The organism is Xanthomonas sp. F1, from assembly GCF_014199855.1.
On record NZ_JACHOK010000002.1, the window covers coordinates 64,155 to 90,786 of the forward strand.

Consider the following 26,632-nt stretch of genomic DNA (forward strand, 5'->3'; position numbering starts at 1 on the left):
GCGGCCAGAAATGCACCAGAAACCGCCGCGCTCAACTCCCCTCTCCCCCGGGAGAGGGGCGAGGGCGAGGGTACGGCGGCCAGAAATGCACCAGAAGCCGCCGCGCTCAACTCCCCTCTCCCCCGGGAGAGGGGCGGGGGTGAGGGTACGACCGCCAGAAATGCACCAGAAACCGCCGCACCAAACTCCCCTCTCCCCCTGGGAGAAGGGCGGGTGGGGGGAGAGTACGGCGACCAGAGACCGTCGTACCCACCGCGCCGCACACGCTTCCCATGCTCCGCAGCACCCAAGACAGGACCCGCAGGGTCCTGTCGTCGTTTGGGCCAGCGCATAAGTCGCCGCTGCGTTGGCTCTCGAATGGGATTACGGCCGCCGCTATGGGAGGCCGGCTTACCATCGTAATCTCCCGCTGTCGATTAATGCACGTTTTTGCATGATTGTGCGTGTTCGTCTAAGCTGACCCGGCACTCGATCACCAGGGTCCCCGCATGCCGTCTGCCTCGCCTCCAGCTTCCGCGCCAGCCCCAACGCCCACCGTCTCCCGCGCCGTGGCCGCCACCCGCGGCATGTTCCTGCTGTCGGGCATGGCCATGGCGGCATGGGCGCCGATGGTCCCCTACGTCAAGGCGCGCTTCGCCCTGGACGACGCGCGGCTGGGCATGGTGCTGCTGGCCTTCGGCGCCGGCTCGGTGCTCGCGATGCCGCTGGGCGGGTTGCTCAGCCACCGCCTGGGCGCGCGCACCGTCATCGTCGCCAGCGCCCTTGCGCTGTGCCTGGCGCTGCCGGCATTGGCGCTTGCTCCCAGCGTGCCGCTGCTGGTGGTGGCGCTGCTGTACTTCAGTGCGGCGCTGGGCGCACTCGACGTGTCGATGAACGCGCATGCCGTGGAAGTGGAGCGGCGCCTGCAGAAGGCGGCGATGTCCGGCTTCCACGGCGTGTTCAGCGTCGGCGGGCTGATCGGTGCGGCCGGCATGAGCGCCTTGCTCGGCGCCGGCCTGCCGCTGCTGGCCGGCGCCGTCCTGGTCGCCGTGCTGCTGCTGGGTGTGCTGCTGTGGCAGCGCGGCGGCTTGCTGCGGCACGCGGCGTCGACCACCGAAGCGGTGCCGCTGCGGCTGCCGCAGGGACCGGTGCTGCTGCTGGGCGCGCTGTGCTTCGTCTGCCTGCTGGCCGAGGGCGCCATGCTCGACTGGAGCGCGGTATTGCTGCGCGAGCATCACGGCCTGGCGCCGAGCGTGGCGGGCCTGGGCTATGCCGCGTTCTCGGTGGCGATGGCGCTGGGCCGGCTCGGCGGCGACCGTCTGGTGGCGTGGCTGGGGCCGGTGCGCACCGTCGCCTTCGGCGCGGTGCTGGCCGCCGCAGGCCTGTTCCTGGCCAGCACCGGCACGGCGGCGGGCAGCGGCCTGCTCGGCTGCGTGCTGGTCGGCCTGGGCGCCTCCAATCTAGTGCCGGTGATGTTCGGCGCCGCCGGGCGCATGCCCGGCACTTCGCCCGCCCTGGCGCTGGCGACCTTGACCACGCTCGGGTATACCGGCCTGCTCGCCGGGCCGGCGCTGATCGGGTTCCTGGCCCACGCCATCGGTCTGCCGCTGGCGCTGGCGGCGGTGGCGGCGCTGCTGTTGCTGGTCGCCGCCGCTGCGCGCTTGGTGCGTCGTTGATCCTCACTTTCGTCTGCTGGAGCCTGTCATGCCGTCGTCCGATCCTCCCGCCGCACCCTCCCTGGACACCGTGGTGTTCGATCTCGGCGGCGTCCTGATCGACTGGAATCCACGCCATCTGTACCGCCGCCTGTTCGACGACGAAGCCACGATGGAAGCCTTCCTGCGCGAGGTGTGCAGCCCGCAGTGGAACGAGCGCCAGGACGCCGGGCGGCCGTGGCAGGAGGCGGTGGCCGAACTGAGCGCGCTGCATCCGGCGCACGCGCCGATGATCGCCGCCTACCACGCGCGCTGGCCGGAGATGCTGGGCGGTGCGCTGGATGCCACCGTGGCGGTGCTGGACGAACTGCGCGGGCAGGGGCTGCGGCTGTACGCCTTGACCAACTGGTCGCACGAGACCTTCCCGATCGCGCGCGAACGTTATCCGTTCCTGCAGTGGTTCGAGGGCGTGCTGGTGTCGGGCGAAGAACGCCTGGTCAAGCCGGATCCGGCGATCTTCGCGCTGCTGTGCGAACGCTATGCGATCGACCCGGTACGTGCGGTGTTTATCGACGACGCGCCGCGCAACGTGCACGCCGCGGCCGCCACTGGCATGCACGCGCTGCAGTTCCGCGACGCCGCCACGCTGCGCGAGGACCTGATCGCGCTTGGCGTGCTGCCGCCACGCGCCGACGCCGCGGCGCCATGAGCGGCGAGCGCGACACCCTGCCGCAGGAGCGGCAGCAGGCGATCCTGCAGCGCCTGCGCGAGCACGGTCGGGTGGTGGCCTCGGAACTGGCCGAGCGCTTCGCCGTGTCCGAGGATTCGATCCGCCGCGACCTGCGCGAACTCGCTGCGCAGGGCCTGTGCCGGCGCGTCTATGGCGGCGCGCTGCTGCCCACGCCGACCTTCGCGCCGCTGCCGCAGCGCCAGGCCGAGCATGCCGAGCGCAAGCGCGCACTGGCGCTGGCCGCAGTCGCGTTGGTCCAGCCTGGGCAGCGGCTGCTGATTGATGCCGGCTCCACCAACAGCGCCATCGCCGCAGCACTGCCGGCGGGCCTGGGGCTGAGCGTGGTGACCAATGCGCCGGACATCGCGCAGATCCTGCTGCGCCGCGAGGGCATCGAGATCCTGCTGATCGGCGGCCGCCTGGATCCGCGCAGCGGCGCGGCGGTGGGCGCCCAGGCGCTGCAGCAGCTGCGGCAGCTGCGCGCCGACCTGTGCTTCCCCGGCGCCTGCGCGATCGACCCCGAGCGCGGCCTGTGGGGCGTGGACGACGAGGAAAGCCTGTTCAAGCGGGCAATGGTCGAGGCCAGCGCCGAGACCGTGGCGGTGGTGACCAGCGACAAGCTCGGCACCCTGGCCGCGCATCGCGTGGTCGGCGTGGAGGCGATCGACCGGCTGGTGGTCGAGCACGACGCCCCGGCCGGCGTGTTCGCCGCGTTCGCCGCGCAGGCGGTGCAGGTGCACCGCGCCGCGCCGGCGGCCAAGGACTAAGGCGTCGCCGCCAAGCGGCCGCTGCATCCACCAGCGACGGCGGACGCGGCACGGATTCCATCCTCCCGCAGGTCCACGCCATTGCGTCGCGTCTGCCTGCTGCCTGCTGCTCGCCTGAGCATGAGTAAGACAGGGCAGGGCCGCCGTGTCTTCGCACTTTCCGGAGGCCGCCATCGCAGCGTCATATCCCTGGGATTAAATAACGAACTTTAAGTTACTTAATTCAGTCACCCAGGGGACATCGCCATGCAACCACTCACCCATCGGCGCCGCGCGCTGATCGTCTGCGCGCTCGCCGCCAGCTGCCAGGCCGCGCTGGCGCAGGACGCCGCCTCCACCACCGCGACGGTCGCCGCCGACGCCAGCGCCGTCGCGGCCGCCACTGCGCCGGCCGCCGGCGACACCACGCGAGACTCCACGCCCGACGACACCGCCAGCGGCGACGGCACCACCACGCTGTCCAGCGTGCAGGTCACCGGCGTGCGCAAGGCCAATGCCGCGGCGATCGAGAGCAAGCGCGCGGCCACCAACATCACCGACGTGGTCAGCTCCACCGACGTGCGCGCGCTGCCGGACACCACCATCGTCGAGGCGCTGCGCCGCATTCCGGGCCTGTCGGTGCTGCCGGCCACCGACAACGAGCACCCGCGCGACGAAGCCGCCACCCCGGTGCTGCGCGGCCTCGGCCCGTCCTACAACAACGTCACCATCGACGGCCTGACCGTGGCCTCGCCGGGCACGCCCAACGGTACGCTCGGCTCGATCACCCGCGGCGTTCGCCTGGACATCCTGCCGGCCTCGATGGTCAGCGAACTGCAGGTCATCAAGACCTTCACCCCCGACCTGGATCCGAACGCCACCGGCGGCGCCATCAATCTCAAGACCCGCAGCGCGTTCGAGAACGGCGGCAAGCCGTTCTTCACCGCCGAGGCCTCGCTGGGCCATGCCAACGACGTCGGCAAGCCGCGCGACCAGGACGACCCGGGCTACCGCCTGCTCGCCACCGGCAGCCGCACCTTCGGCAGCGAAGGCCAGTACGGCCTGACCCTGTCCGGCAACTACCAGACGCTGAGCAGCTACACCGAAACCCACATGACCACCGACACGGTGCACTACGGGTTCTACGACAGCACCGGCGCGCTGCAGAGCGGCACCAACCTGGGCAACGGCTGGGCCGTGCCGCAGCAGGACAAGTACTGGTACGTGATGGACAAGCGCGACCGCTACGGCCTCACCGGCAAGTTCGAGGCGCGGCTGAGCGAATCCTTGCAGGCCTACGCCACGGCCGGCTACTACTACTTCCGCGACAACATGGAGCGCAACGAGATCATCCTCGATCCGCGCAACCGCAACCGCGTCTACAACCAGACCGCCACCAGCGGCACGTACCCGGTCGGCGACGTGGAGGTGGGCTACTCCAACCAGATCACCACCACCCGCACCAAGCTCGCCCAGACCGGTTTCGAATGGCGCCCGGACGACCGGCAGGTGTTGTCGGCGCGCGGCTCCTGGTCCGATGCCACCTATGCCGAACCGATCAAGATGATCAAGTACGTCACCGGCGCGCAGCGGCCGGCGGCGGTGCCCACCGGGCAGACCGGCCCCGGCGTCACCGTGGTGCCGACGGCGGCCTATGGCTTCAACTACGACACCTCCGCGCTGAACCAGCGCTTCCCGATGTCGGCGCAGTCGTACTACAACTACGACAACTACAGCCTGCTGTACTGGCGCCCGGACTACCAGCGCAATGCGCGCGACAAGGTGCTCACCGGCCGCCTGGACTACGCCTTCAACCGCGGCGAGATGGACCGCGGTTTCGGCTTCGGCAGCGGCCTGAGCTACACCCGCGACGAACCCGGCTTCGATATCTACCGCGTGGAATACCAGCCCAACCGCAGCGCGCCGCCGCTGAAGATCGCCGACGTGCTGGCGCCATCCAATGCGCCGATGCGCTACCTGGGCCTGAACCTGATCGCGATCGATCCGGACAAGGCCAACCAGATCCTGGGCGCCACCCCACTGAGCGCGTTCAACCGCACCGACCAGAGCGCCTTCAGCAACCAGGACAACTTCAGCCACCGCGAGAACATCTTCGGCGCCTACGGCCTGCTCGGCTACCGCACCGACGCATTCGACGTGGAAGCCGGCCTGCACTACGACCACACCGACCAGGCCACGGTCGGCCGCCAGCGGCAACTGGACGCGGCCAGCGGCAACTACGTCTACGTCGATGCGCCCACCGATTCGCGCTACGCCAAGGTGCTGCCCTCGGCGGTGATGACCTACCACGTCAACGACCGCCTCGACCTGCGCGCCGGCGCCAGCCGCACGCTCGGCCGCCCGCCCTACGACGCCTATGCCGCGCGCACCTCGATCGGCTTCGTCAACAGCAGCGACATGGGCAATCCCAACGCGCAGGGCGTGACCGTCACCATCGGCAATCCCGACATCAAGCCGCGCGTGTCCACCAACCTGGACCTGTCGCTGGAATGGCGCCTGCCCGACGACTTCGACGGCATGCTCGCCGCGGCGCTGTTCGACAAGCGCATCCAGGACGAGATCTTCACCCTCTCGCGCACCGACCAGTTCAGCTTCAACGGCACCACCTATTCCAACGTGCTGATCAGCACCCCGGCCAACGCCGCCAAGGCGCACGTGCGCGGCCTGGAGCTGAGCGCGGTGTTCAACACCTTGTTCCCAGGCGTGCCGGCGCTGTCCGGCCTGGGCGGCAGCGCCAACCTGGCCCTGCTCGATGGCGGCATGGACGTGCCGTTCACCAGCGGCAGCGCACCCAACGTGGTGCAGAGCCAGCGCACCGTCGATCGCCTGGTCGGGCAGCCGGACTACACCGCCAACGCCTCGCTGTTCTACACCATCGGCGGCGTGGAACTGCGCGCGGCCTACAACCGCCAGGGCAAGGCGCTGCGCGCCATCGTCAGCAACATCGCCTGGCAGGACCTGTACTGGGCGCCGCGCTCGCAGCTGGACCTGTCGGCGACCTGGGCGGTGAGCAAGCAGCTCAGCGTGGTCGGCCAGATCAGCAATGTCACCCACAGCCGCCTCACCAGCCTGACCGGCCCCGGCGAGAACCTGCTGAAGGACAGTTATTCGATGCCGACCACCTACTGGCTCGGCCTGCGCTTCACCCCGTCGCTGTGACCGTTGCCGGAGACCATCCATGAACCTGCTTTTCTCGCGCGGCGCGGTCATTGCCGCGCTGCTGACCGCGACGGCCCCGGCCGTCGCCGCCATCGCCCCGATCCAGGCGCGCCTGGCCGCACCCGACGGCGGCATCTTCGTCGTCGCCCACCGCGGCTGCCACAACCCCGCGCCCGCGCACGGCTTCCCCGGGCATGCGCCGGAAAACTCGCTGCTGGGCCTGGAGCGCTGCGTGGCGCTGGGGGTGGACATGCTGGAAACCGACATCCGTCGCGCCGGCGACGGCACGCTGGTGATGTTCCATGACGCCACCGTCGACCGCACCACCGACGGCACCGGCAAGGTCGCCGAACTGACCTGGCCGCAACTGGCGCGGCTGCGCCTGCGCGACGACGAGGGCGGCCCCGACGCGGCGCTCACCGACCAGCATCCAGTGACCCTGGCGCAGATGTTGGCCTCGGCCAAGGGCCGGATCATGCTCAACCTCGACGTCAAGGCACCCATCTACGCCGAGGTGGTCGACGCGGTGCGTCGCGCCGGCATGGAGCGGCAGGTAGTGGTCAAGACCGAGGTCGGCGTCGCCAGCCAGGACCTGGCGTCGATGCCGCCGTTCGACCGGATCAACTTCACCCCGGTGCTGCTGAACCCGCCGGGCACCGACGACCTGGTGCAGACCGTGCGCACCCAGACCGGCGGCAAGGTGCGGCCGGTGGCGATCGAATTGCCGCGGATGCGCCTGGCCCAGTTGCCGGCGGTGGCGGCCCTGGCCAAGCAGCGGCACGTGCGGCTGCTGGTCAATACGCTGTGGGAGGGCTTCGTCGCCGACGTCGGCGGCGATGCCGATGCAGTGCGCGATCCGGACGCGGTGTGGGGGCGGCTCTACCGCGCCGGCATCGGCGCCTTCCAGACCGACGAACCGGAAGCGCTGCTGCGCTATCGCGCGTCGCTGGAAAAGCGCTGACCCGCGCCTGGTCGCGCCACTGTCCGTAACTGGTGCTGTCGCGGCAGATCTTGGAGGCGCGCACGGATGCGCCCGGCAGCGTGGCGACGCTGCGCCTGCCGCGGGCGTAGGGTGGGGTGGGGACGTTCGGCGGGATCTAGCCCGTGCACCACGTGTTGGCATTGAGCGTCTCCGGAAGGCTCAATGCTGTTGTAGGAGCGGCTTCAGCCGCGACGGGCGCTATCGGGAACGCCCGTCGCGGCTGAAGCCGCTCCTACAAAACAACAGCGCGTCAATCGCGTCGCGGCAACCGCGAATGTTCGCCGATGCCTCGAAGCCAGCCCCGCGCATCGCCGGTGCCGCCAAACGCGCCGGCCTGGTCCCATTCGCCGCGTCGCCACGGCAACAGGCAAAATGGCCGCTTCCATCGGGAGCACGCATGCCACTGGACGACACCGCCGCCTCGCACGCCGCGCGGCGCCCCCGGCGCTGGACGCGCCTGCTGCCGTGGCTGCGCTGGGGTACGGTGGCGCTGCTGTCGACCTTGCTGTTGCTGGACCTGGCGTTCCCGCTGCCGCTGCCGAAGTCGCGCGACACCTCGACCCTGGTGGTGGCCGCCGACGGCAGTCCGCTGCGCGCCTTCGCCGACGGCAACGGCGTCTGGCGTTATCCGGCCACGCCGGACAGCGTCTCGCCGCTGTACCTGCAGGCGCTGCTGAACTACGAGGACCGCTGGTTCTGGGTGCACCCCGGGGTCAATCCCTGGGCGCTGCTGCGTGCGGCCAAGCAGTGGCTGTTCTCGCGCCACATCGTCTCCGGCGGCTCCACCCTGACCATGCAGGTGGCGCGCATCCTGATGCCGCCCGAGGTCAGCACGCGCACGCCCTGGGGCAAGGCGCAGCAGGCGCTGCGCGCGCTGCAGCTGGAAGCGCACCTGAGCAAGCGGCAGATCCTGCAGTTGTACTTGGAGCGCGCGCCCTACGGCGGCACCATCGAAGGCGTGGACGCGGCGAGCTGGGCCTATCTGGGCAAACCGGCCGCGCGCCTGTCGCAGGCCGAGGCGGCGCTGCTGGCGGTGCTGCCGCAGGCGCCGAGCCGGCTGCGCCCGGACCGGCATCCGGAGGCGGCACGCGCGGCGCGCGACAAGGTGCTCGAACGCATGGTCGCGCTGCGCGTGTGGCCGCGCGCGCAGGTCGACGATGCGCGCATCGAGCCGGTGGTGGCGCGCTCGCTGCAGACGCCGCTGCACGCCGCGCTGCTGGCCGAGCGCCTGCGCCGGCAGCGCCCGCACGCCGCGCATATCGTTTCCACCCTCGACGCCGACCTGCAGCGCACCCTCGAAGACCGGGTCAGCGCCTACTTCTCGCAACTGCCCGAGCGCACCTCCGCCGCCTTGCTGGTGGTGGACAACCGCGACCTGCAGGCGCGCGCCTACATCGGCTCGGTGCAGTTCGGCGACCGCCGCCGGCTCGGCGACGTGGATATGGTGCAGGCCTGGCGCTCGCCCGGCTCCACGCTCAAGCCGTTCCTGTACGGCATGGCCCTGGACGACGGCCTGATCCACTCCGAAAGCCTGCTGGTCGACGCACCGCAGAGTTTCGGCGACTACCGTCCAGGCAATTTCGACGAAGCCTTCAACGGCCCGATCGGCGCGGCCAGCGCGCTGCGCCTGTCGCTCAACGTGCCGGCGGTGGATCTGCTCGACCGGGTCGGGCCGGCGCGCTTCGCCGCGCGCCTGAGCAACGCCGGCATCGGCCTGAAGTTCCCCCGCGGCAGTACGCCCAACCTAGCGCTGATCCTCGGCGGCACCGGCGCGAAGCTGGAGGAACTGGTCGGTGCCTTCGCTGCGCTCAACCGCGACGGCATCGCCGGCCACGTGCGCTACAGCGCGACCGACAAGCGCATCGAGCGGCGGCTGATGTCGCCCGGTGCGGCCTGGATCGTGCGCGAGATGCTCGAGGCCAATCCGCGTCCGGGCTACGGCGTCGGCACCTTCGACGTCGGCACGCGCCCGCGCGTGGCCTGGAAGACCGGCACCAGCTATGGCTACCGCGATGCGTGGGCGATCGGCAGCACCCGCCGCTACACCGTCGGCGTGTGGGTGGGCCGCCCCGACGGCACGCCGCTGCCCGGCCAGTACGGCGCGGTGACCGCGTTGCCGCTGATGTTCGAGACCATCGACAGCCTGCCGCGCTTGCGCGGCGACAACGCACCGCGGCCGATGCCCGCCAACGTGCAGCAGGTGGACGTGTGCTGGCCGCTGGGCATCGCCGCCGAGCAGACCCCGCCGTCGTTGTGCCAGCGCCGTTTCTCCGCCTATGCGCTGGACGGCGCGGTGCCGCCGACCTTCGCCGAGCGCGACGCGCGGCTGTGGAGCGCCGGCCGCGAGACCGTGCAGGTGGACGTGCACAGTGGACTGCGGCTGTCGCCGGACTGCGCGCAACCGCACGCGGCGGTCACCCGCGAACTGGCGCGCTGGCCGGCGCTGCTGACGCCGTGGCTGCACGCAAGCGAACGCCAGGCCGGTCAACTGCCGGCGCTGGCGCCGGATTGCCGCGACGACGGCCGCGGCCGCAGCGACGTCCTGCGCATCGAAGGCCTCAACGACCGCGCCACCCTGGCGCGCGCACCGGGCAGTACCAGCGTGCGCTTGCAGGTGCGCGCGCTGGGCACGAGCGCGCCGGTGGACTGGCTGCTGGACGGCCGCTGGATCGCCCGAACCGAGGGCGCGCGTACCTTCCAGCGCGACTTCGCCGACGCCGGCGACCATACCCTGACCGCCCTGGCCAGCAACGGCGCCTGGACCCAGGTGCGGTTCCAGGTGTTGCGTTGAGCAGCGGTGGCGCGCGCTCGTAGAAGCCAACTGTCACGCAACGACGACGATCAGAGTAGGCGGGCGATCCGACCTCGGAAGCAGTCGGGACTGAAGTCCCTCCCACAATCGCTCCCGGACACGAACAAGCGTGAGTCCCTGCGAGAGACGCGGTCGCTTGGCTTTGGCTCGTTGCTGTTGCTCTTGCTCTTGCTTTTGACTTGCCGGGTTCCCTTCCGAAGCGGCGGCCAGTACGGGGAAAAACCCCGAAGGGGCGGCGCACATGGATGTGCGCCGTTCGCGGCAGGGGCAGGATGCCCCTTCCGCGAATCCCCGGGCTGGACGCGGACCCGGAGCGCGTCAGCGCGGAGAGCGTGAGGCAGGGTGTGCTTGACCAGCCTTCGGCTGTGGTAAAGCGCTTCTTTTGGTTACTTTTCTTTGCACAAGCAAAGAAGCGCTTCTCAGCAGCCGGAGGCTGATCAAAGTGACTCGCCGCAAGGCGAAAGCCTTTGCAGTTGCTTCAATCATGTGTGTCAGACCAGAAGGACAATAGGAGCGGCTTTAGCTGCGACAGGCGCCATCGAGACGGCCTGTCGCGGCTGAAGCCGCTCCTACGAGAGGGCGTAACGCGGAACCGGCTTACTTGCCGATCCAGCCTTCCAGCATGTCCGAGAACTCGTCGGCGTGCTCTTCTTCCTGGGCCAGGATCTCTTCCAGGATGCGCTTGGTGGTGGTGTCCTTGTCGCCGACGAAGTTGATCATCTCGCGGTAGCTGTCGATGGCGATGCGCTCGGCGATCAGGTTCTCCTTGACCATGTCGCGCAGGTCCTCGCCTTCCTTGTACTCGGCGTGCGAGCGCGCGGTCAGCGTGTCCGGATTGAGATCCGGCTCGCCGCCCAGCTGCACGATGCGCTCGGCCAGCTTGTGCGCATGCGCCTGCTCCTGCTGCGCGTGCTCCAGGAACTCGGACTTGACCGCGTCGGCGAGCATGCCGGCGGCCATGAAGTAGTGGCGGTAGTAGCGCAGCACGCACACATACTCGGTGGCGAGCGCGTCGTTGAGCATCTTGATCACCGCCTCGCGGTCGGCGCTGTAGCTCTTGGTGATCGCGCCGTCCTCGATGCTCTGGCGGGCGTTGGCACGCAGCGTGGCGGTGTCGGTGAGGCCGGCGGTGTGCTGCAGCGGCTTGGCGTCGGTGTTCGGGGGGGCTGGCTTGTTGGACATGGCTGGCCGTTTCCTGTGGTGGGTAAGGGGATCAGTCGGGAAGATGCTGCAGCACGTAGTCGGCGGCGGAGACCTTGAACTCGCCCGGCGCCTCGACGAACAGCGCCTTCACCACGCCATCGTCGGCGTACAGCGCGAAGCGACGCGCCCGCACGCCCATGCCGTAGCTGCTGGCGTCCAGCTCCAGGCCCAGCGCCTTGGCGAAGTCGCCGTTGCCGTCGGACAGCATCTGCAGGCCGTCGGGCACCAGCTGGCTCTTGCCCCAGGCCTGCATCACGAACGGGTCGTTCACCGCCATGCAGTACACCTCGATGCCGCGCTTGCGAAACGCTTCGAAGTGCTCGACATAGCCGGGCAGGTGCTTCTCCGAACAGGTCGGGGTGAAGGCGCCGGGTACCGCGAACAACACCACGCGGCGGCCGTCGAACAGGGTGCGCGTATCCACGGCTTCCACGCCGTCGCGGATGTGCTGCAGCACCACTTCGGGAATGCGTTCGCCGATCTGGATGGGCATGTCGGGCTCCTTGGATGAACCGAGTCTAGAAACGGAAATGGGAAGGTGGCGTCAACGCCTTGAAAAGCGCCGCGGCAGGCCTATCTGACGGGCATGGATGGCGGGCCGGTCCCGCCGCCGCAAACCGTCCCCTCCGGGGTGTACTCCATTCACGTTTCAGGAGACCACGATGAGCATCGTCCGTTATCGCCAGTGGCCGGCCCAGGCCGCATTCCAGAACGAGATCAAGCAGGTGTTCGACCGCTTCTTCGACCCTAACGGCGGCACCGACGAATCGGCCGTCGTCACCGCGCAGTGGGTGCCGAGCGTGGACATCAAGGAGGAGCCGGAGCGCTTCGTGCTGTACGCCGATCTGCCGGGCATCGACCCGTCGGAAATCGAGGTGTCGATGGACAAGGGCATCCTGTCGATCAAGGGCGAGCGCAAGAGCGAATCGGCCGCCGATACCGAGCGCTTCTCGCGCATCGAGCGCCGCTACGGCAGCTTCCACCGCCGCTTCGCGCTCCCCGACAGTGCCGACCCGGACGGCATTTCCGCCACCGGCTACCATGGCGTGCTGGAAGTGCGCATCCCCAAGCGTCCGGCGAGCACGCCGCGCCGCATCCAGGTCGATACCGGGGCCACGATCGTGCAGTAAGCGCCCGCTCGCAGCGGCGTCGCCACCGCGACGCCGCGCCCTCGCGGCCGGCCGTAGAATGGCCGGGCGATGGCGCAATGCATGCAACCGGCCCGTTGCCGCAAGGCGGCGGGCCGACTCTTTTTTGAGGTGATGGATGGAATTCAAGGATTACTACGCGACCCTGGGCGTGGAACCCAGCGCCGGCGATGCCGAGATCAAGACCGCGTACCGGCGGCTGGCGCGCAAGTACCATCCCGACGTCAGCAAGGAGCCTGGGGCCGAAGAGAAGTTCAAGGCGATCAACGAGGCCTACGAGGCCTTGCGCGACCCGCCCAAGCGCGCCGCCTACGACCAGTTGCGCGCGCAGGGCTACCGCCCGGGCGAGGAGTTCCACGCGCCACCGAACTACGGTGGTGCGCAGGGCTTCGACTTCGAGGAAGTGTTCGGCAACGGCGGCGCCGGCGGCGGCTTCAGCGATTTCTTCGAGAGCCTATTCGCCCGCCAGCAGCGCGCCCGCCAGGGCGGCGCCGGCCCCGGTCCGGGGCCGGGTGCACCGCGCGGCGATACCCGCGCCAAGCTGGCGGTGCCGCTGGAGGCGGTGTATGCCGGCGACAGCGTGCGCATCACCATCAACGGCAAGCAGCTGGACGTGCGCGTGCCCAAGGGCGTGCGCCCCGGCCAGGTGATCCGGCTGGGCGGGCAGGGCAACGGCGGCAGCAACCTGCTGCTGGAGATCGAGTACGCCGCTCACCCGCAGTTCGAGGTGGACGGCCGCAACATCCTTTACACCCTGCAGGTGACGCCCTGGCAGGCGGCGCTGGGCACCAGCATCAGCGTGCCGACCCTGGGCGGGGCGGTGGAACTGAAGATCCCGCCGGAATCGGATGCCGGCCGCAAGCTGCGCCTGCGCGGCCGCGGCCTGCCCGGCACCCCGCCGGGCGACCAGATCGTCGAACTGGAGGTGCTGGCGCCCGCGCCGGAAACCGAAGCGCAGCGCAAGGCGTATCGCGGGTTGGCCAAGGCGTTTGGCGAGGCCGTTTGATTGCGGGGATTGGGGAGTTGGGAATGGGGATTCGCAAGAGCGGTGTCCCTTCGCACTGTGGCGTTGTGGGGTCGGCTTCAGCCGCCATGCCGGCCCGATAAAGCGGCCGTACCCGCCTGTGCGGCCCGGCCCGGCATGCGCCTGCAGGCGTGACTGCGCTGGAGCCGCTGCGGCGCACGGCCGCAGCGGCATCGCCGATCAGCGTACGCGCTTCGCAAGTCTGCAGCTGTGCTGCTGTTCTGTGGGAGGGGCTTCAGCCCCGACGCCTCAACCTTTCAAGCGTCGGGGCTGAAGCCCCTCCTACAAGAGACGCCGCCGGCTCTTCGTTTGGTTCCATGCATTGCCCGGCTTATCGTAGGAGCGGCTTCAGCCGCGACAGGCGTCACCGGTAACGCCCGTCGCGGCTGAAGCCGCTCCTACAAGGGGCGCCGATTGCAATGCGGCCTTACGCCGCGCGCTCAAACGCCGCCCGGAAACCCGCCCTTACGAATCCCCAATCCCCAATCCCGATTCCCGGCTTCTACGGCGCATCCTCGCCACTGAACACGCGCTCGATCACCTCGTACAACTCGTCCTCGGAGAACGGCTTGGTGATGTAGGCGCGGGCGCCCTGGCGCATGCCCCACATGCGGTCGGTGTCCTGGTCCTTGGTGGTGACCAGGATCACCGGGATGTTCTGCGTGGTCGGCTCGCGGCGCAGGGTGCGTGTGGCCTGGAAGCCGTTGAGGTTGGGCATCACCACGTCCATCAGCACCAGGTCCGGCAAGGACGCCTTGGCCGCTTCCACGCCGGCGGCGCCGTCGGTGGCGGTGATCGTTTCGTGCCCCAGTTTTTCCACGATGCGCTGGATGCCCAGCAACTGCGACGGCGAATCGTCGACGATCAGAATGCGTGCCATGTGCTTCCCCCTAGGAAGCTTGGAGTGTAGTGGCAGCGGCGCGAGGGCGGAAAGCGTTGCGTGTCACAAAGCGCCGGCGTGGCTACGCGCCTGGATCCAGCCGCACCACGGTGCGCCCGAACGACTGCCCGGCCAGCATCGTGGCGAACACCTCCGGCAGGCCGGCCAGGTCCACTTCGCGGGTGCAGATGGTCTCCAGGTGGCGCGGCTTCCAGTCGCTGCCCAGGTGCTGCCAGATGCGGTCGCGCAGGTCGCGCGCGGTGCCGGCCGAGCCGATGCCCAGCAGCGACACGCCGCGCAGGATGAAGGGCATCACCGTCATGTCCAGCTCCGCGGTCGCGGCCAGGCCGGCACTGGCGACATTGCCGTACGGTGCCGTCTGCGCCAGCAGGCTGGTCAGCATCGCCCCGCCCACGTTGTCCAGACCGCCGCCGAAGCGCACCGATTCCAGCGGCCGGCTGGTCTGCAGGGCGTCGCGGCCCAGCACCTGGGTGGCGCCCCAGGCCTTGAGCTGCTCTGCGCGCTCGGCCTTGCCGCTGACCGCATGCACCTCGAAGCCGGCGCGGCTGAAGATGTCGATCGCCAGCGAGCCGACCCCACCGGTGGCGCCGGTCACGCACAGCGGGCCATGCGCCGGGGTCTGGCGGTTGTCGAGCAGGCGCAGCAGTGCCAGCGCCGCGGTGAAGCCGGCGGTGCCCAGCACCATGCTCTCGCGCAGGCTCAGCCCGGCCGGCAGCGGCACCACCCACTTGGACTCCAGGCGCACGTACGCGCTGTAGCCGCCGTCGCGGGTCTCGCTGAGGCCGCAGCCGGTGACCAGCACCGCGTCGCCTTCCTTGAACGCCGGGTCGCTGGAGGCGACCACGTGCCCGGCCACGTCGATGCCGCCGACCAGCGGGAAGCGGCGCAGGATCTTGCCCTGGCCGGTGCCGGCCAGCGCGTCCTTGAAGTTCACCGACGACCAGGCGGCGCGGATCACCACTTCGCCGTCGCTGAGCTGGTCCAGCGACAGCGGGACGAGGCCGGCGTGGTAGCCGCTGGCGTCCTGGTCGATGCGGAAGGCGGAGAACTGGGCGGGAACGGACATGGAACACCTTGGTCGGCACGCAGGAATGCACCAAGATACCCTTTCGAAACGGCGGGTCTGCCCCATCTTGTAGAATCGGCGACTCATTATCCGGTGACCGGCGCGTGACCGACGCGTCGCCACCTTCCTTCTTGGAGCATGCATGGCCTGGAACACACCTGGCGGCAAGGGCGGAGACGGCCCCGACAATCACGGGCGCGGTCCCTGGCCGCCGCGCGGCGGCAATGGGGGAGGAAAGTGGGGCGGGTTGCCCGGTCCGTTGAAGGACCTGTTCGGCGACGGCGGCGGCATCGGCCGCTGGATCCTGGGCGCGGTGGTGCTGGTGCTGCTGTTCAGCAGCTTCCAGTTGATCGGCGAGCAGCAGCGCGGCGTGGTCCTGCGTTTCGGCCAGTTCTCGCGGATCCTGCAGCCGGGCCCGAACTTCAAGCTGCCGTGGCCGATCGAGACCGTGCGCAAGGTCGATGCCACCCGCATCAAGACCTTCGACAGCCAGTTGCCGGTGCTCACCGGCGACGAGAACATCGTCAACGTCTCGCTCAACGTGCAGTACCGCGTCGAGGATCCGCGCACCTACGTGTTCGGCGCGCGCAACGCCGACCTGGTGCTGGAGCAGGCCGCGCAGAGCGCGGTGCGCGAGCAGATCGGTCGTTCGGATCTCAACACGGTGCTCAACAACCGCGGGCCGATGGCGGTGGCCGCGCGCGAGCGCCTGCAGGCCGCGCTGAAGGCCTATCACACCGGCCTGATCGTGACCGGCCTGACCTTGCCCGACGCGCGTCCGCCGGAAGAAGTGAAGTCGGCCTTCGATGAGGTCAACGGCGCCCAGCAGGTCAAGGAGCGGCTGATCAACGAGGCCCAGGCCTACGCCGCCAAGGTGGTGCCGGAGGCGCGCGGCCAGGCGGCACGCACCCGCACCGTCGCCGAAGGCTACAAGGAAGCGGCGATCGCCCGCGCGCAGGGCGACGCCGAGCGCTTCACCCTGCTGCAGCAGCAGTACCAGAACGCGCCCGAGGTCACCCGCAAGCGGCTGTGGCTGGAGACGATCCAGCAGGTGCTGGCGGAGAACCGCAAGGTCATCGGCGGCGATGGCCGCCAACTGATCTACGTGCCGATGCCGGCCGACAACAAGGCGCCGGCTACCTCGACGCCGCCGACGCCGACCACGTCGCTGCCGACGGTGCCGCAGGAGGTGTTGATGCCGGCGTTGAACAGCAGTTCGGCCGAAAGTGTCCGCAACCCGGAGCGCACGCCGCGCCCGACCGGCCGTGAGGAGATCCAGCGATGAAACTGTCATTGTGGGCGGGCATTGCCGTCGTCGCGCTGTTCGCGCTGCTCAGCTCGGTGTTCGTGGTGCCCGAGGACAAGGCGGCGATGGTGCTGAACCTGGGCCGCGTGGTGCGTGCCGACCTCAAGCCGGGCCTGCACTTCAAGGTGCCCCTGGTGGAATCGGTGCGCATGTTCGACCGCCGCTTCCAGGTGATCGACACCAATCCGGCGCGCTACTTCACCGCCGAGCAGAAGGACGTCAGCGTCAGCTTCTTCGCCATCGGCTACATCTCCGACGTGCGCGCCTTCTACCGCGCCACCCAAGGCGGCGACGAGAAGGTGGCCAACAGCCTGCTGGCGCCGATCATCACCGACTCGCTGCGCAACCAGATCAACTCGCGCACCCTGCAGCAGCTGGTGTCCGGCGACCGCAGCGAACTGATCGCCAAGCAGCTGGTGGCGATCAACGCGGCCAGCAAGACCCTGGGCATGCAGATCGTCGACCTGCGCATCAAGCAGATCGACCTGCCGACCGACAGCCAGGTGATCACCGACGTGTACGAGCGCATGCGCGCGCAGCGCAAGCAGGAAGCGGCCAAGCTGCGTGCCGAGGGCGAGGAGCAGGCGCTGACCATCCGCGCCCAGGCCGATCGCGAGAGCACCGTGCTGGTCGCCGAGGCCGAACGCGACGCGCAGAAGCTGCGCGGCGAAGGCGATGCCGAGGCCGCCAGCGTCTACGGCAAGGCCGGCTCCGCCGACCCGTCGTTCTACGCCTTCTACCGCAGCCTGGAGGCCTACCGCGGCGCCATGGCCGACGGCAACGGCGTGATCGTGCTCGACAAGAACGATCCGTTCCTGCAGTACCTCAAGAGCGAGCGCTGAGGGGCGGGATTGGGGAGTCGGGAGTGGGGATTCGCAAGAGCGGGTCCCGATCCCGCTATCGGTTGGCCGCAGCCGCCTTCCTTTGTAGGAGCGGCTTCAGTCGCGACAGGATCTCCCAGAAAAGTCCGGACGCGGCAGGCTTTCCGCGAACCCTGTCGCGGCTGAAGCCGCTCCTACAGGATGCGGGCGCTCCAGTTGACGCGCACACGCCATCTCCTTCTGCCTGTGAGACCCCATGCACGATCTGATCGCCGCGGTGTGCTTGGTCGTCGTCTTCGAAGGCCTGATCCTGCTGGTCGCACCTGAGGCCTGGAAGCGGATGGTGCAGCAGATGCTGGCCATGCCGGCCGCGCAATTGCGGATCGCCGGCGGGGTGGCCTTGGCGATGGGATTGATCGCCTTGCTGTGGGTTCGCGCCTGACCCCGCATCCCGATTGCTGCCGACGGGCAGGTCGCTGAACGCGGCAGGGGAAGGGGTGGTGACCGCCACCCAAAACCCGGATAATGCACAAAAGCCGGCCGGGCCCGCTCCACGCGAGCGTCTCGACCGGCTTTTTCCGTGTATGGGCCCTGCCGCCGCCTGGACGCTCCCCGATGGAGCAACCGCGCTGGTGTCGGTCGGTCCCCGCACGGCCACCACATCCGCGTGGCCCCGACGGTCGCGCAGCAAACCAGGAGTTACCCAGCCATGGGTCAGTCAGTTGTCGTGCTCGGTGCCCAGTGGGGCGATGAAGGCAAAGGCAAGATCGTCGATCTGCTCACCGAGGAAATCGGTGCCGTCGTGCGTTTCCAGGGCGGCCACAATGCCGGCCACACCCTCGTCATCAACGGCAAGAAGACCGTCCTGCACCTGATCCCGTCCGGCATCCTGCGCGCCGACGCGCTGTGCCTGATCGGCAACGGCGTGGTGATCTCCCCGGCCGCGCTGCGCAAGGAGATCGAGGAGCTGGAGACCTCCGGCGTGGAAGTGCGTTCGCGCCTGAAGATCTCGCCGGCCGCGCCGCTGATCATGCCGTACCACATCGCCCTGGATCAGGCCCGCGAGAAGGCCGCCGGCGGCAAGGCCATCGGCACCACCGGCCGCGGCATCGGCCCGGCCTACGAAGACAAGGTGGCGCGCCGCGGCATCCGCGTCGCCGACCTGCATTACCCGCCGCAGCTGGAAGAGCTGCTGCGCACCGCGCTGGACTACCACAACTTCGTGCTGACCAAGTACCTGGGCGTGGAAGCGGTCGACTTCCAGAAGACCTTCGACGAAGCGCTGGCCTTCGGCGAGTACGTGCAGCCGATGAAGTCCGACGTGGCCGGCATCCTTCACGACCTGCGCAAGCAGGGCAAGCGCGTGCTGTTCGAAGGCGCGCAGGGTGCACTGCTGGACATCGACCACGGCACCTATCCCTACGTCACCAGCTCCAACACCACCGTCGGCGGCGCGCTGGCCGGCACCGGCGTGGGTGCACAGGACATCGACTACGTGCTGGGCATCGCCAAGGCCTATGCCACCCGCGTCGGCGGCGGCCCGTTCCCGACCGAACTGGACGACGCGATCGGCCAGGGCATCCGCGACCGCGGCGCCGAGTACGGTGCCTCCACCGGCCGCCCGCGCCGCTGCGGCTGGATGGACATCGTCGCGCTGAAGCGGGCGGTGGCCATCAATGGCATCTCCGGCCTGTGCATCACCAAGCTCGACGTACTCGACGGCATGGAGAAGCTGAAGGTGTGCATCGCCTACGAATACCGCGGCAAGCGCACCGAGTACGCGCCGCTGGACGCGCAGGGCTGGGAAGAGTGCACCCCGGTGTACCTGGAGTTCCCGGGCTGGAGCGAGAACACCCACGGCATCACCGTGTGGGACGAACTGCCGCCCGCCGCCCGCGCCTACCTGCGTGCGCTGGAGGAACTGGCCGGCTGCCCGATCTCGATCGTCTCCACCGGTCCGGACCGCGAGCACACCATGGTGCTGCAGGATCCGTTCGCCTGATCCTGGCGCGCGCTGCGGCGTTCAGTGAAAGCCCCGCCTCGGCGGGGCTTTTTTGCGAGAGGATGTGGGCCAGCAGCCACCCGCGCGAGACGCCCGCGACGGCGTGTTGCGCGCACCCGACCCCAAGGAAGATCGCCGATGTTCAAGGGCCTGTTCGACACGCTGTTCAACCGTGAGCCGCCCGGTCCGGATGCATTTGCCCGCTTGTTCCTGGAGACGTTGCAGGCGCGTGGCTATGCCGAACCCCTGACGTACCAGCCGGACGCGTTCCGCCTGGTCGGCCAGAACGGCCGCACCATCCACCTGCACAACGCCTACCACGCCTATACCCAGGCCGATCGGCGTCGGCGCGACGAGGCGCTGCACAGCTATGTCGCCGCCTTCCTCAACGAGCAGGAGGAAACTCGGCAGCAACGCAGCTTCGAGGAACTGCGCGCCACGCTGATGCCGGTGATCCGCAACCGCGGCATGTTCGAGGACCTGCGCCTGGAGCAGCAGTGCGAGAAGGGCATGGACGTGCCGTTTCCCTATGCCTGCCGCGATATCGCCGAGGATTGCGTCGAATTGCTGGCGCTGGACCTTCCCGATTCGACCTCGACCCTGATCGCCGGGCCTCGGCCGGAGTGGGGCATCTCCCTGGACGAGGGCCTGGCCATCGCCCGCGACAATCTGCGCGACGCCACCGAGGACCGCTTCGCCGAAGTCGCTCCCGGCGTGTTCCGCGGCGCCTGGTACGACGCCTACGACACCAGCCGCGCCTTGCTGCCTGACGTGCTGCATCGCGCGCCGGTGGCGGGGCGCCCGGTGTTCATGCTGCCCACGCGCGATTGCCTGCTGGTGGTCGGCGAGCGCGACAACGTGGCCATGGCCCTCATGCTGGAACTGAGCCTGCAAGCGGCCGAGCATGGCCGCTGCATCTCCTGGCTGGCCTTCACCTACGACGACGCACGCCGCATCGTGCCGTTCGCGCTGACTGCGCCGGAGCACCGGCAGCGCCAGGCCGACCTGCGGCGGATGCTGGATACGCCTGCCTACGCCGGTCAGAAAGCGCTGCTCGACAAGCTGCACGAGGCCAACGACGTGGATGTGTTCGTGGCCTCGTTCAACGTCTACCAGGACCGCAACGACAGCACGCGACAGGTGTCGGTCGGTACCTGGACCGAGGGCGTGGACACCTTGTTGCCCAGGACCGACCACATCGCCTTCGTCGTCCCGCGCGAGGACGGCGAAGCGGACGTGACGGTTGCGGAATGGGAGCCGGCGTTTGCCCTGCTCGGCGATCTGATGGAGGCGCAGCCGACGATGTATCCGCCGCGCTACCGCGTGCGCGCCTTTCCCAGCGCCGAGCAACTTCGGCGGTTGCCGCCGGTCTAGATGCAAGGCGCGGAGCGTCGGCGCGTTGGCATCGTCCTGCGGATGCGGGAATCTAGACGGGATTGAGCGCTGAAAGCGGCCGTGCGATCCGCATGACGCAGAGGATGGGTGTGTGGCCGCCGATGCTCGGCCGTTGGCGGTGGACGAGCGGCGCTCAAGAAATCGCCTCTGCGGCCGATAGCAGTGCACGGATCGGCGTCGCTGCACATCGGCAGCGACACGCGGGGACCCGCTTGCGACGGCAGCCGCCGCGCCAGGGCTCCGTCGTGCGCCGTGGCATCTTGGGGGAGAACGGCAGTGCGCAGTCGCTTGGTTTGGCAGTCGCTCGGGGCGCTGCTGTGGTGGGGTGTGCTCGTGCCGGGCGTGGCGGCACAGACTGTGGTAACGCCCGCGTGTGCGCCGGCACAGGCGTTGCCGGCCTGCGTGGCGGCCGTGCGTGCCGACGACCCGGCGGCCGCGCTGCGCATGGGCATGCCGGCCTGGGACGCCGCCACCGACAAGCAGGGCCTGATTCCCCTCGGCCTGGAACTGGTGGACGCGGCCTCTGCCGCCGGCAAGCCGGAGACGGTGGTGGTTCTCGGCTCGGCCCTGCGCACCCAGCCGCTGTCGCCGCAGCAGCGGGTGCGTCTGTTCAAAAAGCTCAACGGCGCCATCTGGCAGCCGCGCGATGCCGCCCGCATCGCCGAACTCGAAGCCGAGATGCGGCGGCTGGAGAAGGAACTGCCGGACGAGCCGCTCATCGCCGACTTGTGGCGGCAACTGGCCGCTTGCTATTACCAGATCGGCGCACAGAAAGACGCCTTGCGGGTCGCCCGCATCGCGTTGTCCAGAGTGCGCAAGCATCCCGATCTTGTGGAATACAACGCCAACCAGATCGTGTTCATCGTCTCTTCGCAGCAAGGGCGCATGCCAGACGCAATCGCTGCATTGCTCGAGGCGGAGCGGGTAGGCAAGGCGCTGGGCAAGCCGGACGACGCCATGCTGCTGAACAACGCCACCGGCTTGTTCTGCTATGCCCGCGAATGGGAAAAAGCGATCGCCTATGGCCAACGCGCCTTGGCCGCCTACGACGCCAAGCCGCCCAAGGAACTGTCACGCGCGGCCGTGCTCGACAATTTGGGGTCGGCCTACGACGGAGCCGGCGAACTGCAGCGCGCCGAGGCCATCTACCGGCAGGCATTGGCGGCGGCGCGCGCCGACGACACGGCATCGCTGATTTCCCCGCTGAACAACCTCGCCGATGTCCTGCGTCGCCTGCACCGCCCGCAGGAGGCGTTGCCTTTGTTGCAAGAGGCGGCCGCGATCATGGATAACGCCGCGCAGAGCGGCGAGCACGGCGATCACGGTGCAGCGGCGATCATCTATTCCAACCTCGGTACCACCCTGGTGGATCTCGGCCAACGCGATGCCGCGGCTGCGGCGTTCGCGCACTCGCGGCAGTTGTTCGCGGAATCGGACAACGTGACGCGGCGGCTTGAGCTGTATCCGCCCATGATCGACAACCTCGATGCGCTGGGCCGCGATCGCGAGGCGCTAGCGTTGATGCGCGAGTACAAAGCGGTCAACGACGAGGCGGTGAACGTCGAATCCAAGACCCGCATCGCGCAGCTCGAATCGGCGGTGGACCTGGCGCGCAAGAAGAGCGAACTGGCCGCGCTCGGCCGCACCCGAGCCGCCGAACAGGCCGCCTACGCGCAACTGCAGGCGCGCGAACAGCGCCAGCGCAGCGTGCTTTACGGCTTGCTGGCCGCGCTGCTGGCGCTTGCTGGCTTCTTCCTGCTCAAGGTGCGCGAAGGCCGCGTGCGCCGGCGCATCAACGCCGAACTGGCGCGCAAGAACGACGAGATCCAGACCCAGCACCACGAACTCGAACAACTCACCGCCACCATTCGGCGGCAGAGCGAAGAGGACGCCCTCACCGGCCTGCGCAACCGCCGCTACGTCACCGCCTGGCTGCAGGCGCGCGAAGCCGCGGCGACGCCGGAGCGCACGCAGGAGCCGCTGCTGATCGCCCTGCTGGACATCGACCACTTCAAGCGCGTCAACGACCTGCACGGCCACGAAGGCGGCGACCACGCGCTGATGCACTTGGCCGACCTGCTGCGCGAGTGCGCGCGCAGCACCGACGTCATCGCCCGCTGGGGCGGCGAAGAGTTCCTGTGGATCTGCCCCGGCGGCACCCTGGCCGACGCCCCGCGCCTGTTCCGCCGCCTGCGCGAGCGCCTGCAGGCCGACCCGCTGGTGCGCCCGACCGGGCGCATTGCCCTCACCGTGTCGATGGGCGTCAGCCTGTTCCCCGCCCACCCCGGCGGCGACTGGCCGCTGAGCCTGCGCATCGCCGACGCCGCGCTGTACCGCGCCAAGCATGCCGGACGCGATCGGTGGGTAGGGCTGACGCTGGAAGGTGGGGCTAGCGACCTCGGCGCCGATGTGTCGCTGGAGGTGCTGGAGGCGGAAGGGCAGCTGCGGCAGACGGGGGGTGGGGGCGATGGAGTGGTGTTTGTGGTGGGGCAGGGGGTGTGAGTCGGGCGGAGTTGGCGGCCGATAGGTGCAGGTGCCCCGAGCCGCTTTGGCGAAGCATCTGTTCGGCCGTAGGCGATGAGGGCGAAGACGGGCGCTGATCCTCGAGTTGGCGAAAAATCCTTGCGATTGGACAGCGAGATCTTCAGGGTGATGCGGATCGGTCGGCGCTCTGCATCGTCTACCGAGACGGGATGAACGCGGCAGCCCCCGGTGGTAGATTGACGCCGAGATCGGTGCTGGCGCCCGCGATCGTTGGGATCCACCCTTTGCTTCGAATGCAATGGAGGACGGTGTGAAGACCTTCAGGATTCACGCGACGCTGGCATGGATGCTGTCCCTGACCATCCTGGGATGTACCCAGCAGCGTGCCATGGGCCAGGTCGAGCCGCAGGTGGCGCCGAAGAGTCCCGCGGCCACGGGGCACGCGGATGCAATCGTCGGCTTCCCGAGTGCAGCAGCGAATGCGCCGGATCCCTGGGTCCCCTTCAAGGTGGAGCGCGCATTGGGCGCGGTGTGCGTGGATCGCGAACACGTGCATGGATCCTCGCCCGTGCCCATCCTGCGGGACGGCTATTGTCGCGGCCCTGCACCCGAACACATGGCGCGTGCGCTGTTGGCCATTCCTTCCGAGGCGCTTGCCGGTGAGCGCGATACGCGCATGGCGGACTTGCACAACGCGTTCTACCTGGCGGCACCTGGGTTGGGGCGTCGTCCGGATTTCACCGTCGCTGCGGGCAACTTGACCATCCGTTCCTTCGAAGGTTCCGATCCGCACAAGACGGTGTACCTGGTGTGGCCGGTAAAGTGCGATGCCGGCGCCGCGAGTCTGAACTGCCGCGCGGGAACTGGACGCAAGGCCTATCGGCTCGGTGCCGATGGTGTGGTCCATGATGTCAGTGCGGACGTGTTCCCGCCCGATCCGCAGTTGAGCGCCGAGGATCTCGCGCGTCAGCAGCGCCACGGTGGTAGCGAGCTGTTGCTCTTCGACGACAAGCTGCCCTACGCCCCGACCATGCGCTGGCTGATGGAGTTCGATCCCGACCAGCCATTGTCCGAAGACGATCCGCGCAGGGTCGAGGCTTATGCCCACTTCGGCTTCGTGCGCTGGACCGGCGAGCGCTTCGAGCGCGTCGATCGTGTGACCCGGGCGCAGTGGCCGTGTCGCCAGGTTCGCACAGGGGAGCCCGCGTGTTCGGACTATCCCGATGAAGGCGAGGACCGCTTCGTCGAAAAGTAGCCGAACACGCAACCATTCCAGCAACGAGCATCGCAATGGAAAGATCCAACGACTTGGACATCCGTTCCAGTGCGGACCGGATCACCGCATTGTTCAATGCCAATCGGACGACGGAAGCGCTGGCGATGCTGGAAGAACGCCGGCAACACCAGCCCGAGGCCGTGCAGGATGCCTTGGATCGGTACGTGGGTGTGGAGCGCAGCGCCAGCATTGCGACCCACTTGCAGGGGACATCCGACCCTGCGGCCACCACGGCGTTGCAGCGGCTGCAGACCGCGGCAACCGCTCAGCCCCGTTTCCCGGCGCAAGACCAGATGTCCACGTTGAGCGATGCGCAGGCCTACGACGTCTATGCCAGCATCGTGCAGGTGAAAGGCAACGATGCGGCGCACGACGCATTGGCGCGTCCGAACGAGCGTGTGGTGCTGGGGCTGCGTCAGGAAAATTCGACGTTCGCCGCCATGCAGGATCGCGCGCATCCTGCGACTCTGGCCAACGACAATCCAGCCACGCCTCGTGTCAACGAAGCGCGCCCCGGCACCGGGGTCTACAACGATCGCCTCGTGGTCCTGTGGAAGGATGCCAATGGCACGCGCCATGTCCAGGTCGCCCAGCAGGCGAATACCGAGCCGACCGCGCAGTACGACCACCATGCCGGCAACACGGGGCAGCGCCCGCTTGCTGGAGGCGGCGTGGAAAATCGCAGGTTTGCTCCATCCCCGGGGTACGAAAGCATCGTCCGGCCCAGGAAGATCGAGGGCGATGACGTCAACGCGGACGGCATCCGCGACCTGGGGCGGCTGCGCGACGGCACCATCGAGATGGAACAGGGGGCGCATCCGAATCCGCTTCAACGAGGCGCCGTGGATGTCGCTCTGCGGCCCAGCCAAGCGGCAGTCGCCGCCGGCCGCGGCGCGGTCCAGCGCGACACCAATGCGGATGGATGGTTCGACCAGGCCGACGTCAATGGTGTGCAGGCTCTCAATAACACCTTCAAGATCCACCGCGGTTCATCCGGCAGCACCGATTCCGCGGGGTGCCAGACCATTCATCCCGCGGAGTACAACGACTTCATCGGCGCGGTCCGGGGCAATCCGGCGCAAACGCGATGGCAGTACGTCTTGACGACCACGACGCCAGGTCCTGCGAGAGAGCAGCAACACGACCAGGGGCAGCCGCGGGAGGGCGTGCAGCCCCGACCGGCGGAACAGGGCGGGCGTCCGCCACAGCAACCCGTACGTCCCGACGGCAGGCCGGTCGAACCTGCGCAAGACCCGCGTCGGCGGGCAGACGCCGAACCGGCGCAGCGGCTACCGTATCCCCTGCTTGCGCAAGCCGGTACGCTCGTCGGGCAGTTGGACGCGCGTCTGGGCAGGGCCAGCGACGGCACCAGCGATCGCATGACCGCCAGCCTCGCCCACCTGGCCAAGGCGAATGGGTTGGAGCGTATCGATCAGGTGCTGCTGAGCGAGCAGACAGCGCGTGCCCCGGCCGGCGCGACCGTGTTCGTCGTGCAGAGCGAGCCGCGCAACCCAGCGTTTCTGCGTGCCGGCATGTCCACCGATGTGGCGATCAACACGCCGGTCGAGCAGTCGTTGTCCCAGATGCAGGCGCTCGATGCGCGCACGACGGCGCAGAATCAGGCGCAGGAACCGATGCTTGCGCAACAAGACGCAGCCAGGCAGCGAGGGTTGGCTTGATGCATCGTGGTGCTGGTTGTTGGCCAAGCAAGGAGAAGGGGTGCTGCGCGAGACGTTGTGGCCGGCGCTGCGGCCCGATGTATGCACGGCGACGCCGTGATCGCGGACATGCACATGTCGCCGTAGCGGATGCCGATGGCGTCATCCTGACGCCATGCAGCAACAGTGTCCACGCCCTGCGGCATAGCCTCGAGCGATAGCGAGGACGCGCGAGACGAATGCGCATGCCACGACAGCCGTCAG

Annotated in this window: 20 protein-coding genes; 16 read left to right on the forward strand and 4 right to left on the reverse strand. The window is 68.8% G+C overall.

The features are described 5' to 3' along the window. Positions 1-566 precede the first annotated feature (566 nt). From GGR71_RS05010 to pbpC, 6 genes are all read left to right on the forward strand, one after another. Positions 567-1,655: an MFS transporter gene (locus GGR71_RS05010; RefSeq protein ID WP_456362597.1), complete on the forward strand. Its 1,089-nt coding sequence runs from the start codon at positions 567-569 to the stop codon at positions 1,653-1,655. Positions 1,656-1,683: 28 nt separating this feature from the next. Continuing rightward, the gene (locus GGR71_RS05015) at positions 1,684-2,343 is read left to right on the forward strand and encodes an HAD family hydrolase (RefSeq protein WP_184451706.1); all 660 of its coding nucleotides are present in this window, start codon (positions 1,684-1,686) and stop codon (positions 2,341-2,343) included. Further along, positions 2,340-3,131: a DeoR/GlpR family DNA-binding transcription regulator gene (locus tag GGR71_RS05020; RefSeq protein WP_160963164.1), complete on the forward strand. Its 792-nt coding sequence runs from the start codon at positions 2,340-2,342 to the stop codon at positions 3,129-3,131. Before GGR71_RS05015 ends, GGR71_RS05020 begins: the two co-directional genes overlap by 4 nt. Positions 3,132-3,377: 246 nt before the next feature. Beyond that, on the forward strand, positions 3,378-6,290 hold the full coding sequence (locus GGR71_RS05025) for a TonB-dependent receptor (protein ID WP_160963162.1): 2,913 nt from the start codon (positions 3,378-3,380) through the stop codon (positions 6,288-6,290). 19 nt (positions 6,291-6,309) lie between these two features. Next, positions 6,310-7,251, forward strand: coding sequence for a glycerophosphodiester phosphodiesterase family protein (locus GGR71_RS05030; RefSeq protein WP_160963160.1), 942 nt, complete (start codon positions 6,310-6,312; stop codon positions 7,249-7,251). Positions 7,252-7,669: 418 nt separating this feature from the next. Next, a complete protein-coding gene (pbpC, locus tag GGR71_RS05035) occupies positions 7,670-10,063 on the forward strand; it encodes a penicillin-binding protein 1C (protein ID WP_160963158.1) in 2,394 nt (797 codons plus the stop codon). 618 nt (positions 10,064-10,681) lie between these two features. Here the strand turns inward: pbpC and GGR71_RS05040 are convergent. Both GGR71_RS05040 and GGR71_RS05045 read right to left on the reverse strand, forming a co-directional pair. Beyond that, positions 10,682-11,266 (reverse strand): ferritin-like domain-containing protein, encoded by a 585-nt coding sequence (locus GGR71_RS05040; protein ID WP_160963156.1) that lies wholly within the window; start codon positions 11,264-11,266, stop codon positions 10,682-10,684. A 31-nt stretch (positions 11,267-11,297) separates the two neighbouring features. After that, complete coding sequence (locus GGR71_RS05045; RefSeq protein ID WP_160963154.1) at positions 11,298-11,780, reverse strand: peroxiredoxin; 483 nt, start codon at positions 11,778-11,780, stop codon at positions 11,298-11,300. 169 nt (positions 11,781-11,949) lie between these two features. On the opposite strand from GGR71_RS05045, the gene GGR71_RS05050 reads away from it, so the two are divergent. Together GGR71_RS05050 and GGR71_RS05055 are read left to right on the forward strand one after the other, a co-directional pair. Beyond that, a complete protein-coding gene (locus tag GGR71_RS05050) occupies positions 11,950-12,417 on the forward strand; it encodes an Hsp20/alpha crystallin family protein (protein ID WP_160963152.1) in 468 nt (155 codons plus the stop codon). Between the two features lie 136 nt (positions 12,418-12,553). After that, positions 12,554-13,441, forward strand: a complete 888-nt coding sequence (locus tag GGR71_RS05055; protein WP_148829409.1) for a DnaJ C-terminal domain-containing protein — start codon at positions 12,554-12,556, stop codon at positions 13,439-13,441. Between the two features lie 520 nt (positions 13,442-13,961). Here the strand turns inward: GGR71_RS05055 and pilH are convergent. Together pilH and GGR71_RS05065 are read right to left on the reverse strand one after the other, a co-directional pair. Continuing rightward, a complete protein-coding gene (gene pilH / locus GGR71_RS05060) occupies positions 13,962-14,339 on the reverse strand; it encodes a twitching motility response regulator PilH (protein WP_048490192.1) in 378 nt (125 codons plus the stop codon). Positions 14,340-14,421: 82 nt separating this feature from the next. Beyond that, on the reverse strand, positions 14,422-15,426 hold the full coding sequence (locus GGR71_RS05065) for an acrylyl-CoA reductase family protein (RefSeq protein WP_160963150.1): 1,005 nt from the start codon (positions 15,424-15,426) through the stop codon (positions 14,422-14,424). Positions 15,427-15,568: 142 nt separating this feature from the next. Here GGR71_RS05065 and hflK point away from each other — a divergent pair, with 142 nt between their 5' ends. The 8 genes from hflK (at position 15,569) to GGR71_RS05105 (ending at position 26,389) form a co-directional block, all read left to right on the forward strand. Next, positions 15,569-16,711, forward strand: a complete 1,143-nt coding sequence (hflK, locus tag GGR71_RS05070; protein WP_160963148.1) for an FtsH protease activity modulator HflK — start codon at positions 15,569-15,571, stop codon at positions 16,709-16,711. After that, positions 16,708-17,574 carry a protease modulator HflC gene (gene hflC, locus GGR71_RS05075; RefSeq protein WP_048490195.1) on the forward strand — a complete coding sequence of 289 codons (867 nt, stop codon included), beginning with the start codon at positions 16,708-16,710 and terminating at the stop codon, positions 17,572-17,574. The genes hflK and hflC overlap by 4 nt, the downstream gene beginning before the upstream one ends. A 235-nt stretch (positions 17,575-17,809) precedes the next feature. Then, entirely contained in the window at positions 17,810-17,995 is a 186-nt protein-coding gene (locus GGR71_RS05080) for a DUF2065 domain-containing protein (protein ID WP_160963146.1), read from the forward strand. A 267-nt stretch (positions 17,996-18,262) separates the two neighbouring features. Beyond that, positions 18,263-19,555, forward strand: coding sequence for an adenylosuccinate synthase (locus GGR71_RS05085; protein ID WP_184451708.1), 1,293 nt, complete (start codon positions 18,263-18,265; stop codon positions 19,553-19,555). Between the two features lie 138 nt (positions 19,556-19,693). Further along, positions 19,694-20,929: a hypothetical protein gene (locus GGR71_RS05090; protein ID WP_160964014.1), complete on the forward strand. Its 1,236-nt coding sequence runs from the start codon at positions 19,694-19,696 to the stop codon at positions 20,927-20,929. Positions 20,930-21,226: 297 nt separating this feature from the next. Continuing rightward, positions 21,227-23,452 carry a radical SAM/SPASM domain-containing protein gene (locus tag GGR71_RS05095; RefSeq protein WP_184451710.1) on the forward strand — a complete coding sequence of 742 codons (2,226 nt, stop codon included), beginning with the start codon at positions 21,227-21,229 and terminating at the stop codon, positions 23,450-23,452. 292 nt (positions 23,453-23,744) lie between these two features. Continuing rightward, on the forward strand, positions 23,745-24,689 hold the full coding sequence (locus GGR71_RS05100) for a hypothetical protein (protein ID WP_343160850.1): 945 nt from the start codon (positions 23,745-23,747) through the stop codon (positions 24,687-24,689). Positions 24,690-24,724: 35 nt separating this feature from the next. Further along, the gene (locus tag GGR71_RS05105; RefSeq protein ID WP_343160849.1) at positions 24,725-26,389 is read left to right on the forward strand and encodes an XVIPCD domain-containing protein; all 1,665 of its coding nucleotides are present in this window, start codon (positions 24,725-24,727) and stop codon (positions 26,387-26,389) included. Positions 26,390-26,632: the final 243 nt, after the last annotated feature.